At 62.6% G+C, this 12,814-nt stretch carries 14 protein-coding genes; 9 read left to right on the plus strand and 5 right to left on the minus strand.

The annotated features are described in order from the left end of the window. Together E3O25_RS05220 and E3O25_RS05225 are read left to right on the plus strand one after the other, a co-directional pair. Window positions 1-153 (plus strand): hypothetical protein (locus tag E3O25_RS05220; protein ID WP_134360626.1); only part of this gene is annotated, 153 nt, incomplete at its 5' end. Further along, a complete protein-coding gene (locus E3O25_RS05225) occupies window positions 150-1,814 on the plus strand; it encodes an APC family permease (RefSeq protein ID WP_092112798.1) in 1,665 nt (554 codons plus the stop codon). The genes E3O25_RS05220 and E3O25_RS05225, both read left to right, overlap by 4 nt. A gap of 100 nt (window positions 1,815-1,914) precedes the next feature. Here E3O25_RS05225 and E3O25_RS05230 read toward each other — a convergent pair whose 3' ends face one another. After that, window positions 1,915-2,637, minus strand: coding sequence for a cache domain-containing protein (locus E3O25_RS05230; protein WP_092112818.1), 723 nt, complete (start codon window positions 2,635-2,637; stop codon window positions 1,915-1,917). Then, window positions 2,634-3,389 (minus strand): FadR/GntR family transcriptional regulator, encoded by a 756-nt coding sequence (locus tag E3O25_RS05235; protein ID WP_241983857.1) that lies wholly within the window; start codon window positions 3,387-3,389, stop codon window positions 2,634-2,636. Before E3O25_RS05235 ends, E3O25_RS05230 begins: the two co-directional genes overlap by 4 nt. A 285-nt stretch (window positions 3,390-3,674) precedes the next feature. On the opposite strand from E3O25_RS05235, the gene hxlB reads away from it, so the two are divergent. The 7 genes from hxlB to E3O25_RS05270 all read left to right on the plus strand — a co-directional run bounded on the left by hxlB (window position 3,675) and on the right by E3O25_RS05270 (window position 9,732). Then, a complete protein-coding gene (hxlB, locus tag E3O25_RS05240; protein ID WP_092112822.1) occupies window positions 3,675-4,274 on the plus strand; it encodes a 6-phospho-3-hexuloisomerase in 600 nt (199 codons plus the stop codon). A gap of 56 nt (window positions 4,275-4,330) precedes the next feature. After that, the gene (hxlA, locus tag E3O25_RS05245) at window positions 4,331-4,978 is read left to right on the plus strand and encodes a 3-hexulose-6-phosphate synthase (protein WP_092112824.1); all 648 of its coding nucleotides are present in this window, start codon (window positions 4,331-4,333) and stop codon (window positions 4,976-4,978) included. A 158-nt stretch (window positions 4,979-5,136) separates the two neighbouring features. Continuing rightward, complete coding sequence (locus E3O25_RS05250) at window positions 5,137-5,346, plus strand: hypothetical protein (protein ID WP_092112826.1); 210 nt, start codon at window positions 5,137-5,139, stop codon at window positions 5,344-5,346. 46 nt (window positions 5,347-5,392) lie between these two features. Further along, window positions 5,393-6,949, plus strand: coding sequence for a glucose-6-phosphate dehydrogenase (gene zwf, locus E3O25_RS05255; RefSeq protein WP_134360627.1), 1,557 nt, complete (start codon window positions 5,393-5,395; stop codon window positions 6,947-6,949). After that, complete coding sequence (locus E3O25_RS05260) at window positions 6,946-7,929, plus strand: glucose-6-phosphate dehydrogenase assembly protein OpcA (protein WP_092112831.1); 984 nt, start codon at window positions 6,946-6,948, stop codon at window positions 7,927-7,929. Before zwf ends, E3O25_RS05260 begins: the two co-directional genes overlap by 4 nt. Window positions 7,930-8,026: 97 nt before the next feature. After that, the gene (locus E3O25_RS05265; protein WP_134360628.1) at window positions 8,027-9,112 is read left to right on the plus strand and encodes an S-(hydroxymethyl)mycothiol dehydrogenase; all 1,086 of its coding nucleotides are present in this window, start codon (window positions 8,027-8,029) and stop codon (window positions 9,110-9,112) included. Then, window positions 9,112-9,732, plus strand: coding sequence for an MBL fold metallo-hydrolase (locus E3O25_RS05270; RefSeq protein WP_134360629.1), 621 nt, complete (start codon window positions 9,112-9,114; stop codon window positions 9,730-9,732). Before E3O25_RS05265 ends, E3O25_RS05270 begins: the two co-directional genes overlap by 1 nt. Window positions 9,733-9,875: 143 nt before the next feature. On the opposite strand, the gene E3O25_RS05275 is transcribed toward E3O25_RS05270, so the two are convergent. From E3O25_RS05275 to E3O25_RS05285, 3 genes are all read right to left on the minus strand, one after another. Beyond that, window positions 9,876-11,276 (minus strand): NAD(P)-binding domain-containing protein, encoded by a 1,401-nt coding sequence (locus E3O25_RS05275; protein ID WP_134360630.1) that lies wholly within the window; start codon window positions 11,274-11,276, stop codon window positions 9,876-9,878. Window positions 11,277-11,565: 289 nt separating this feature from the next. Beyond that, on the minus strand, window positions 11,566-11,931 hold the full coding sequence (locus tag E3O25_RS05280; protein ID WP_134360631.1) for a cupin domain-containing protein: 366 nt from the start codon (window positions 11,929-11,931) through the stop codon (window positions 11,566-11,568). Between the two features lie 276 nt (window positions 11,932-12,207). Further along, window positions 12,208-12,795 (minus strand): TetR/AcrR family transcriptional regulator, encoded by a 588-nt coding sequence (locus E3O25_RS05285; protein WP_092112551.1) that lies wholly within the window; start codon window positions 12,793-12,795, stop codon window positions 12,208-12,210. Window positions 12,796-12,814 lie beyond the last annotated feature (19 nt).

Consider the following 12,814-nt stretch of genomic DNA (forward strand, 5'->3'; position numbering starts at 1 on the left):
GAAGACTGGCCCGTCATGCCCCGCCAAAACATCGGCTTCATGATCGAACCCCACGGCTTCTTCGACGAAAACCCCACCCTCAACCTCCCCGAGTCCGAGATAGCCATCACCACCAACGACACCGGAGCATGCTGCAGCCAGGACGAGCGATGAGCCGGCTCGGCACCACGCGAAAGGCAAAAGGTTCCAGCCCCTCCCAGCCGGGAAAGCTGAAAGCCAACAGCCTGGGCCTGTGGGATGTCGTTTTCATGGCCGTCGCGACGTCCGCACCGATTACGGTGATGAGCGGAAACGTGCCGTTTGCGGTCGGCTATGGTGTGGGAACCGGAGTCCCGGCAACCTATATCTGGGCAACGGTGATCCTCTCGGTCTTTGCCGTCGCCTATGTCACGATGGCGCGCTATGTGACGTCAACGGCCGCCTTCTATGGATTCATTTCCCGAGGTTTGGGACGCGTGGTCGGCCTCGGCACTGGCTATATGGTCACCTTCGGCTACATGGTCTTCGAGGCCAGCATCATCGGAATTTTCGCGTACTTCGGTCATTTGGCCTTCCTGGACCAGCTCGGGATAGATATCTCTTGGGTGGTTTTTGCTGTCGGTGGACTCCTGCTTATCGCCGCACTGACCTACTTTGAGATCAGCCTCGCCGCAAAAATCCTGGCCGTACTGCTCGCCACTGAGATCGCGATCCTGGCCGTCATGGCCTTCGGGGTGCTGTTCAATGGCGGGGGGCCCGACGGGCTCATGCCGGAGACGCTGAACCCGATTAACGCCTTCCAACCCAACGGTCTGGCACTTGCAGCGCCGGGACTGGCCATGTTCATCGCATTCTGGTCCTGGACCGGATTCGAATCGACCGTGATGTACGGGGAAGAGTCAAAGAACCCAAGGAAGATCATCCCGATCGCCACGCTGATCGCGGTCACGGGCGTCGGCATCTTCTACATCTTCGTCTCCTGGATGACCGTCGCCGGGAATGGTGCGGAAGGTTCTATTGCCCTGGCTCAAAGCGCCAACCCCCTGGACATGTTCTTCCACCCCACCGATGTGTTCGTCGGCCACGGCTGGGTCCTGGTCATGCAGTGGCTGATGATGACCGGATCCTTCGCTTGCGCCATGGCCTTCCACAACGCCGCTTCCCGGTACCTGTATTCGCTGGGACGGGAAGGAGTGTTGCCCGTCGTACTCGGCAAGACCCACAGGAAGCACGGGTCCCCGTACATCGCCTCGTACATTCAGACCGGCGCTGCAATTGTGTGGATCCTCGGGTTCTGGTTCTTCCAGAAGGACCCATACCTGGATGTCTTCGTTCTTCTGGCTGTGCTCGGAACGTTCTCGCTGCTGATCGTGCAGACCATCACGATGGCCGCTGTGTTCAACTACTTCCGTAAGAACCACCCGGAAGAAAAGGTATGGCGCACCAAAATTGCTCCCATAATAGGAGGCGTGGGCATGCTGGGTGTCGTCCTCATGATGGCCATGAACCTCGACACAGCTGCTGGACCAGCAGCGTCGTCCCTGCTGTTCAAACTCATCCCGTACATCTCCGCTGTGCTCTTCCTCGCGGGAGCAGGTCAGGCACTGTACCTGCGCAAGACCAATCCAGTGAGATACGCAGCCATCGGCCACGCCGCGCTTGCCCTGGATGATCGCATCGACCTCGACCTCGAGCGCGAAGTCGCACTCGAACTCGCACTCGAACATGAACTCGAGCACGATTTAGAGGACCTTGAGGATCAACAAGAACTTCAGGACCTTCAGGACCTGCAAGACCTGAAGGATTTGAAAGACATGGAAGAGCTCGAGAAGTAGCAACCAGCCTTCGCTTCGCCCGGCGCACCGTTTGACGATGCCCGGGAGCGAAAAGCCCCGCCGGTGCATGCCGGCGGGGCTTTGAGCGTGCCGGCCTTCTTCAGGAGGCCGCGGGCCGGGCGGTGTAGATGAGCGAGAGCCCGAGGTAGGGCACATCCAGTGCCAGTCGAGGTTGGTGGGGCGTTTCCGACTTCACCCGCTCACCGACCAGGTATCGGCCGGAGTTACCGAGAATGACGCGGTTGCTGGCGTTAATGAGGGCGGCGTCACCGTGAATGAGCCGCAGATGGGGCATGATGAGCGGTTCCAAGTCCCGGAGACGGATGTCGCAGCCCACCACCCCCATAAAGTGTGCGCGCACCCAGAACGGGGCTGAGACGGTGAGAATATATTCCTCGAAGCCGAGGTAGTCGATGTATGGTCCCCAGAGCGTCTGCTTACCCGTGGAGACGGCGGTGGAGAAGAACGGTAGTTTTTCATAGTCGTAGTAGCGATGACTGCCGGGGGTCAGATCGAACTTGAGCCGGCCGATGGCGCCGGATGGCTTGCGGATCCACCACTCCACGGGCCGACTGCGCTCATTCACCGATCCCGTGGCGAAGAAAGTTCCGGCGCCGACAGCAAAGGAGTTTCGGGTCAGAAACTCCGCCGCGAGGTCATCGACTCCGACCAGGGCGGCCTTGTCGACTTTGGCCTTGCCGCCAAGATTGTGTTCGAGCAGCGCGGTGACGCCGCCTGAGAGGTCGCTGACCTCGACCGAGACGGCGCTGAACCAGCCGGTCAGCGCGTCGACAGCCTGCACGAGTCGCGGGTCAGTGGTCATGGGGTGTCCTGGTTCGATCGGGCGTAACCGAGGGTGAGCTTCGTGTCTATCAGGTGAAAGATGTTTCGCCTGATGTGGTCGAGCACCAGGTTTCCGGCCTTAACGGGTTGGTCCTGGGCCACGGCCCGAACGAGTTCCAGGTGTTCAGCCGTGGCCGGCTCGGGGTCGAATGTCACGGCGAGGGGTGTCCACAGCTGCTGCACTGTTTCCTCCTGCAGCCGCATCTCGGCGTTCGCCAGCCGCGGTGATTGTGCAGAGACCGCTAACTCAATGTGAAAACGGCTGTCAGCCACCGCCCGCCCTTCCGGGCTGGTGGCCAACACCAACGCGCGGGCCAGTTCCTGAAGACGGGCCACGTCGTGTGCTTCCGCCCGCTCACAGGCCAAACGGATGATCGCGGCGGCCACTGCAGCATGCTCATCGCCGATGTCGCGAATTTCCGAAATGGATGTCGCGAGAAACCAGTCCCGAATGGTGTCGGTCTGGGTGCGTGGCTGAGTGACCACGAAGGTTCCGCCGCTGCGGCCGCGGCGGGTCTCGACGACACCTTGCTCGCGCAGCTCCGCCAAAGCCTCCCGGAGGGTTGCGCCGCCCACCCCGAACATTTCGGAGAGCGCAGCCTCGGGCGGAAGGCGTTCGCCGACCTTGAGCAGCCCGAGGGTGATCGCCTTGGTGATCCGGTCGACAATCGCATCGGCCCGCTCGATTTCCGGCAGGGATCGATAGATCTGCGACTGAAAGGGGGTCGGCACGGCCAAAGGTCTGCGCTCCGAGACTGGGCTCCGGGTGGGGTCATACTCAGCAGCCCCACCAATGCAGCAGGGCCGTGATCCTCTCCAGAGTCTATTCAATAAAACCTTCAGCGCCGTGGTATTTCGGCCTAGGTGCCCTCGCGGCGAAATGGGCCCATCCCAAGGTGTAGGCAGAACCGTCAGAAAACAGTGTTACCCCCGCCCGCTTGCTTCGCGAATATGAGTAACACCAGAAAGGCAGTGCGGCCACTCCCGGCCGAGTGACCGAATAGAAGGGGACATATCGTGAATCCGACAGCAAATGCAACACGGACCGGCTACAGCACCGCAGATGACATTGCGCGCAACCTGTCTCTCGTCAGGGACGAGATCGCGAACACAGCGGCGAAAATCGACGCACGGCAGGTTGCCGACCTGGCCGGCCTGCTCAGCCAGCCCGGCTCGGTGTTCATCGCCGGTGCCGGTCGAAGCGGTCTGGTTTTGCGCATGGCCGGCATGCGGCTGATGCACCTGGGTCTCACCGTGCACATCGCCGGGGACACCACCACTCCAGCCATCCGGGCCGGCGACCTGCTCTTGGTGGCCTCCGGATCGGGAACGACCTCGGGCGTGGTCAAGTCGGCCGAAACAGCGGCGAAGGCCGGAGCGCGAATTGCCGCGTTCACGACCAACGCAAACTCACCGCTCGCAGCACTCGCTGACGCCCTGGTGATCATTCCCGCCGCTCAGAAGACCGACCACGGCTCCAGTGTGTCCCGCCAGTACTCCGGATCCCTGTTCGAACAGGTACTTTTCCTCGCCACCGAGGCCGTCTTCCAGTCCCTCTGGGACAACGTCGATGAACCGGCCGAGCAGCTCTGGCTGAGGCACGCCAACCTCGAATAGTCGAGGCCCCAAATTTCCCACCCCACCGCAAATCCCAATAGAAAGTAGACATCATCATGAAGCTCCAAGTTGCAATGGACCTGCTCACCATCGAAGACGCTCTCACCCTGGCCGGCCAGGTTGCCGAGTACGTCGACATCATTGAGCTCGGCACCCCGCTGATCAAGGCCGCCGGCCTTGCCGTCGTCACGGCCGTCAAGAACGCTCACCCGGACAAGCTCGTCTTTGCTGACATGAAGACCATGGACGCCGGCGAGCTCGAAGCCGATATCGCTTTCAAGGCCGGCGCTGACCTGGTTTCCGTGCTCGGCACTGCCGATGACTCCACCATTGCCGGCGCCGTCAAGGCCGCCAAAGCTCACAACAAGGGCATCGTCGTCGACCTCATCGGCGTCGAAGACAAGGTCACCCGCGCCAAGGAAGCCCGTACCCTCGGCGCTAAGTTCGTCGAGATGCACGCTGGCCTCGACGAGCAGGCCAAGCCTGGCTACGACCTGACCGGTCTGCTCCGCGCCGGCGAGGAAGCCCGCGTGCCATTCTCGGTTGCTGGCGGAGTGAACCTTCGCACCATCGAAGCGGTCCAGCGTGCTGGCGCCGAGGTCGCCGTCGTCGGTGGCTCCATCTACAGCGCGGCTGACCCGGCACAGGCAGCCAAGGACCTCCGCGACGCCATCATCGGCGCCCTCGAGCTCCAGCGCAACTGATCCGGCCCCGATAACGCTCGTACTGCCCGCGGAGAAACTTCACCGCGGGCAGTACGAGAATCACCACCCACGCCCAACAATCCAGCACACAGCACGCCCTCAAGGATGAGGGGTTGACATCGTCGAGTCCCTCACTGCGGGGCAGGAAGCTGTTCATCATGCACACCCAGACCACCGAGAATCTGGAAGTCTTCGTTGCCACCCCCGGCCGACTCGACGAGATGCTCGACCAGGCCGAAGCCATGCTCCGCCAGATACCGCAACACTGTGCCGGCATCCTGGTCACCCGCCATGACTTCTTTCGCTACACGCTCACGCTCAGCGATACCGTCCCCTTCGGGGAGACCCGCGAGCAAATACTTTCGTGACCGTCGGTCGCGGACCATATTGCCATGTCGAGAGTTAGAAGCAACCATGTCTGCAACCCGCGTTGAAACGAATGTGCGGACCGGATCGAATCCACTCCGGGACCCCCGCGACCGTCGTCTATCCCGGGTGGCCGGTCCATCGTCCCTGGTTCTCTTCGGTGTCACCGGGGACCTCGCCCGCAAGAAGCTGATGCCCGCCATGTACGACCTCGCGAACCGGGGACTCCTGCCGCCGAGTTTCGCGCTGGTGGGGTTCGGCCGCCGCGACTGGAGTCACAGTGAGTTCGCCGCCGAGGTCAAGCACACCGTCAAAGCGTATGCCCGCACCCCGTTCGACGAGACGGTGTGGAACCAATTCGCTGAAGGCATCCGCTTTGTGCAGGGCGAGTTCGACGACGATGAGGCGTTCAAACGGCTGGGTACGACCATCGGTGAACTCGATGAGCAGCGCGGAACGCAGGGCAATCATGCGTTCTACCTGTCCATCCCTCCGAAGGCATTCGAGCAGGTCTGCCGTCAGCTGTCCAAGCATGGCCTGGCACAGGCCAAAAAGAACCAGTGGCGGCGCGTGGTCATCGAGAAGCCGTTCGGGCACAACCTGGAGTCGGCCCGTCGGCTCAATGACATTGTGGAGTCCGTCTTCCCGCCGAACGCGGTGTTTCGCATCGACCACTACCTGGGAAAAGAAACGGTACAGAACATCCTGGCGCTGCGTTTCGCGAACCAGCTGTTCGAACCGCTGTGGAACGCCAACTATGTGGACCACGTGCAGATCACCATGGCCGAGGACATCGGCACCGGCGGCCGGGCCGGGTATTACGACGGTGTCGGAGCGGCACGCGATGTCATCCAGAATCACCTGCTGCAGCTGCTGGCCCTGACCGCAATGGAGGAACCCATCTCCTTCAACGCCGATGACCTGCGCGCGGAGAAAGAAAAGGTGCTGGCCGCGGTGAAACTTCCGGCCGACCTGTCCACCCACTCGGCGCGTGGGCAGTTCGCCGGTGGCTGGCAGGGCGGTGAAAAGGTGGTCGGCTACCTCGAAGAAGACGGCATCCCGGCCGGGTCGACGACGGAAACCTACGCCGCCGTGCGGGTTGATATTCATACCCGCCGGTGGGCCGGCGTGCCGTTCTACCTGCGTGCCGGAAAGCGGCTGGGACGCCGCGTCACGGAAATCGCCGTCGTCTTCAAACGCGCCCCCAACCTGCTGTTTGGCGATCACGGTGAAGATGACTTCTGCCAGAACGCCGTGGTAATCCGAGTCCAGCCCGATGAGGGTGCCACCATCCGGTTCGGTTCGAAGGTTCCCGGAACGCAGATGGAAGTGCGCGACGTGACCATGGACTTCGGCTATGGGCACTCGTTCACCGAGTCCAGCCCCGAAGCCTACGAGCGACTCATCCTGGATGTGCTGCTGGGCGAACCACCGCTGTTCCCGCGGCACCAGGAAGTTGAACACTCCTGGAACATTCTGGATCCTTTTGAAAAGTACTGGGCCGGCCTGGGCGAACAGCCAGAGGCCTATGCCCCCGGAAGCTGGGGGCCCGCCTCAGCCGATGCAATGCTTGCCCGCGACGGACGAACCTGGAGAAGGCCATGATCGTAGATCTTCCTGACACCACATCCTCCAAGATTTCCAAGAGGCTCATGTCCCTGCGCGAGCAGGGCGGGGTGATCGCACTGGGACGAGTGCTCACCCTGGTCGTCGTGACCAGGTCCGGCTTTGAAGAAGAGGCGATCGAAGCGGCCAACGACGCCAGCCGGGAACACCCCTGCCGGATCATCGTTTTAGCGGATGCCGGCGCCTCGGCACCCACCCGTCTCGACGCCCAGATCCGCGTGGGCGGCGACGCCGGCGCGTCCGAAGTGATCGTGCTCCGTGGCTCGGGTGAACTCTCCGGAGAAAACGAATCCTTGGTGTCTGCTCTCCTCCTTCCGGACGCACCCATTGTGGCCTGGTGGCCATACGGCGCGCCCCGGAATGCAGGGGCGACGTCCATCGGACGGATGGCGCACCGCCGGATCACCGACTCAGCCAACGAAAAAGATCCACAGCAGGCGCTGGAAAACATCCGGATGACCTACCGGGCCGGGGACACCGACCTGGCCTGGACCCGCCTCACCACCTGGCGGATCCAGCTGGCCGCCGTGCTGGACCAGGTCGATTCCTCTCCCGTCACGGCCGTCACCGTGGCAGGCGCTCCCGATTCCCCCAGTACCCTGCTGCTCGCGGCCTGGCTCGAGCGGGCCCTGAAGGTTCCGGTCACGCTGGTGGCCGCGCGGCCCGGAATGGGCATGCGCAGCGTGCGGCTCAGCCGGGCTACCGGAGATGTTCTACTGACTCGGCCCGGGCAGACGGTGGCTGAACTCACCCAACCCGGACAGCCCGCGCAGCGGATCTCGCTGCCGCGCCGCACCCTGCGGCTGTGCCTGGCCGAGGAACTGCGGCGCCTGGATCCCGACGAAGTCTTCGGCGAAACGGTTCGCAGCCTGGGCACCTCCACGGTGTATCAGGCAAGCCAAATCAGGTCGACCGACAGACAAAAGGAACACGACCGTTCCGCACTGATCGCCGTATAGCGGAACCGCCAGGGCCGATGACGGGGGAACACCAACGCGTCAGCTAGATTGGCGCTGGTGCCCCCACTCACCGGATTCTAGGAAGGAACCCCAAAACATGGTCCATAGAGTACGAGCAGTCATCGCCAGGGAAAAGAACGTCCCGGTGTCCCTGGTGACCATCCTGGTGCCGGACCCCGGCCCCGGTGAGGCGCTGGTGGACATCATCACCTGCGGTGTCTGCCACACCGACCTGCACTACAAACAGGGCGGCATTGGTGATGACTTCCCGTACCTGCTCGGCCATGAGGCCACCGGTGTGGTCAATGCCGTGGGCCCCGACGTCACCCAGGTGGCACCGGGCGACCGGGTCATTCTCAACTGGCGCGCCGTCTGCGGGCAGTGCCGCGCCTGCGCCAAGGGCCAGCCGCAGTACTGCTTCAACACTCACACCGCAACGCAGAAAATGACGCTCGAGGACGGAACCGAGCTATCGCCCGCGCTCGGGATCGGTGCCTTTGCCGAGAAGACCCTGGTAGCGGCCGGTCAGTGCACCAAAGTCGATCCCGAAGCGGATGCCGCCGCTGTCGGATTGCTCGGCTGCGGCGTGATGGCCGGCATCGGCGCCGCGATCAACACCGGTGAGGTGAAGCCGGGCGAGTCCGTTGCCGTGATCGGCTGCGGCGGCGTGGGAATCGCCGCGATTGCCGGCGCGAAGCTCGCCGGCGCCACGACCATCATCGCGGTCGACATCGACGACAACAAGATCGCGATGGCAAAGTCACTCGGCGCCACCCACGGGGTCAACTCGACGGAGCACGACGCCGTCGACGCGATTCGCGCCCTGACCAACGGCAACGGAGCGGATGTCGTGATCGACGCTGTCGGTCGCCCCGAAACGTATCGGCAGGCGTTTTACGCCCGTGACCTGGCCGGCCGGGTGGTTCTGGTGGGTGTTCCCGCACCGGACATGAAGATCGAATTGCCGCTGCTGGACGTCTTCGGCCGCGGTGGGTCCCTGAAATCCTCGTGGTACGGCGACTGCCTGCCCTCCCGTGACTTTCCCATGCTCGTTGCACACTACAAGCAGGGCAATCTCAACCTCGACGCCTTCGTCTCCGAGCGCATCACGATCGACCAGGTGGAAGACGCCTTCGTGAAGATGCACGAGGGCACGGTCCTCCGTTCGGTCGTGGAACTCTAATGGCCGTCACGATTGAAAACCTGGTCACCTCGGGAACTTTTTCGCTCGACGGCGGCACGTGGGAGGTCGACAACAACGTCTGGATCGTCGGCAACGACGAGGAATGCGTGATCATCGACTCCCCGCACGATGCTGCGGCGATCATTCACCAGGTGCGGGGCCGCAAAGTGCTCGCCATTTTGCTCACCCACGCACACAACGACCACATCGGCGCGGCGCGGCAAGTCGCGCAGGCGGTGGGCGCCGCCATCTACCTGAACTCAGAGGACCTGATTCTCTGGGATCAGGTGTACCCCGACATACAGCCTGACCGGCAGCACGTCGACGGCGACCTGTTCGAGGTCGGTGGGGCCACGCTGCGTGCTATCCACACGCCGGGACACTCGCCGGGCTCAACCTGCTTCTATCTCGAGAGTGTAAAGACGGTCTTCACCGGGGACACGCTGTTCCACGGCGGCCCGGGTGCAACGGGGCGGTCCTACAGCGATTACCCCACCATCCTGGCCTCGATTCGCGAACGCCTGTTGACCCTGCCAGCCGACACGGTGGTGCGCACCGGCCACGGCGACAACACCACCATCGCGGCGGAACGAGAAACGCTCGCGAAGATTTCTCAGTAGCGCCTGCACCTGCGCCTGCACCTGTACCTGTACCGCGGCCGGGCCGGGCAGAACGCGCGCTCGCGGCATCCGCTGCCCGCGCCGACCAATGGCCGTACTCATCGTGTGAGTACGGCCATTGGTCGGTGGGGGAGTGTTGAAAGCTATCTAGCGGCCAGGATGTCGTCGACAACGTCAGCCGTACTCGTGTCCACTTCCTGGGACGGGCCGTTCAAATACCGGGCCATGGAGTCATCCATGGCGTTAAGCCAGCGGGTGTGGTGCTTGACGGCCATGGTGCCGGTGACAACGGATCGATGCAGCATGTCCCGGTAGCCCAGGATGTCTGTTTCCTTGTGGTGCATCCAGTCCTTGAACAACTGGGACACAGCGTCAAGGTCGAAGGGCGGGTAGTCCGTGGCGGCAATGAGCTCCCGCAGGTAGTCCGTCTGAAAGTCGGCCTCAGCGTTGTGGTCGGGTAGCGCGGCCAGGCGTTCAATCCAGAGCTGGATGTTCGCCTCGCGCTCCGCGATTGACGGCAGGGCGATCACTCCGGTCATGACGTCGCGGGCGTACCACGCCTGCGCGTCGAACATGTTGAACGTGTAGTACTGGTCCTGCGCGCCCAGGTAGAACAGGTTGGTGTTCTGCTGCCACACCACTCCTTTATATAGGTTGGCCGGATACAGCACGTTCGCCGACTTCAGCGACAGCTCGCTCGGCAGAAAAGGGTACTTGTGCTGGTACCCGGTGCAGAGGACGACGGCGTCGAAGTCATCGTGAGTGCCGTCACTGAAATACGCGGTGCGGCCGTCAAAGTGAGTGGCGAGCGGGCGCTCCACACAGTTTTCCGGCCACTCGTAGCCCATCGGCGTCGAACGGTAGCTGAACGTGATCGATGCGGCACCCATCTTGTGGGCCTGCATGCCGATGTCCTCAGCGGAATAGCTGCTGCCGATCATGAGCAGTTTCTTGCCGTAGAAGCGCTCGGCCCCGCGAAAGTCGTGGGCGTGCAGCACTTCGCCGGGGAAGGACTTGATGCCCGTGAACTCGGGAACCGACGGTACCGAGAAGTGGCCGGTCGACACGACGAGCTTGTCGAACACGTGGGTCTCGGTGAGGTTGGTCTTGAGGTCCTCAACCGTGAGGGTGAACTCCTGCGTCTCCTCGTTGTAGGTGGTGTGGCGGGCGACGGTGTTGAAGCGAACGTACTTGCGCACGTCGGACTTCTCGACGCGACCCTTGATGTAGTCGAACAGAACCTCGCGAGACGGAAAGGACGAGATGGCGCGGCCGAAGTGCTCGTCAAAGGAGTAATCCGAGAACTCCAGGCACTCCTTGGGCCCGTTGGACCACAGGTGGCGGTACATGCTCGTGTGCACCGGCTCGCCATGGGCGTCCAGGCCGATGCGCCAACTGCTGTTCCACTGTCCGCCCCAGTCGTCCTGCTTCTCGAAGCAGGTGATCTCGGGAATTTCGGCGCCCTTCTGGCGGGCCGATTCGAATGCTCGCAGTTGTGCCATCCCGCTGGGGCCCGCACCAATGATTCCAACTCGCAGTGTCATGCTGTTCTCCTAATCCAATGGATAGCTGGGTCGCTGGTGCGACGCCTGAGTGGCGCTACGTATGACGCAAGCGACCTCGTGATGCCGCACTGCGGTAGCGGGTGGTGCTGTGTTCTGTGTCTGTGTCTGAGCCAGGGCGCGGGTTCGACCAGCGGATGGCCGAGGCGTCAGTCCCAGCACTGCCGACCGCAGAATGGGTCAGCGGTGCTGGGCACGGGCGCCAAGGGGTGAATCAAGCACGTGAATCGCATCCGTGGCTGTGACAGGGCGGATGCTCCGCGCGGCGGGTTTAGGGTGCGAAGGTGCGGTCGCCGGCGAAGAATCCGAGGGCGTAGTCGGGGGTTTCGAACTTGACGGTGGTGCCCTTGGGGAAGAAGAGTACGTCGCGTTCGGTGGCGTGGGTGACTTCGCCGGTGGTCTGGTCGGTGAGGATGAATTCGCCCTTGATGACGACCTTCATCTCGTCGTAGGTGTAGGTGTAGACGAGGGGTGCGGAGGCCTTGAGTTCGAAGAATCCGGCGCTCATGACCGAGCCTTCGGGGTTGGAGAGGGAGTCGCCGATGGCGGCGTCGCAGCCGGGTTCGTTCATCGGCGGAAGGTCGAGGTAGCCGCCTTCGACTTTGTAGATGGCGCCGGCCTTGGTGAGGGTGCCCAANGTGTCTCCTGTGACTAGTGTTTGCGAAGATGGGCCGGATTAGGCCATCTTTTTGGGACTATGACACTGCGCTCGAAATCGAGCGAGAACCCGGCCAGGGGCTCCGGGACGAAGGGTTGGTGACTGAACATTCCCTACTTTCTGGAATGCCGGTAGAACTCTGCTCCGAGCTCCACCGGTGAAATGCACGTCACCAATCTTCGTTGGAGATACTTTCACATGAACAACTGTTCAAGTCAATAGTTCAACTCAAAGTTGTTGAATCACCGCCCGGCCTCACAGGCCGGCTTTGACCAACAGGGCATCAACCATCAGTAAGAACAGTCCGCGGTGATCGGCGGCGTCAGGATCGGTCATATATTGCATCGCAGCGCCGTCGAAAATCATGAGAAAACACCGCACCAGGTCGGGAATGCTCATGACGCACCGATCATCGCTGCTGTCGGCGACGGCGGTCAGCATCGTTCCCAGCTCCACCTCGTAGGCGGGATAGATTTTCGCGGCCAACGGGCTGGAGTCGGCGTTGCGGGTGGCCCACATGATGAGCTCGATCTCGGCGAGCAGGCTGGCCGGCTCTTCCTCGAGCGAGCGCCAGTAGCCCTCAGCGACCTGTTCCACGGCCCGGCGAAGCCCGAGGTGCACCGGGACGTCGCTGGCAAAGCGGTTTAGGTTGCGCAACCAGGCCTCGGCGGCCGCGTCCATGAGCTCGTCCTTGTTGCTGAAGCAATAGTGTGCGGTGGCCAGCGGGGCGTTGGCCTCCTTGGCAATGGCCCTCATCGTCACCGACTGAACGCCTTCACGTCTCATCAGTTCTACCGTGGCTGCAATGAGCTGACTTTTCCGTTCGACTGCAGGTACCCGCATGGCCCACGCTCCGGTTTCT

The organism is Cryobacterium sp. TMT1-3, assembly GCF_004402315.1.
Classification (GTDB): Bacteria; Actinomycetota; Actinomycetes; order Actinomycetales; family Microbacteriaceae; genus Cryobacterium; species Cryobacterium luteum.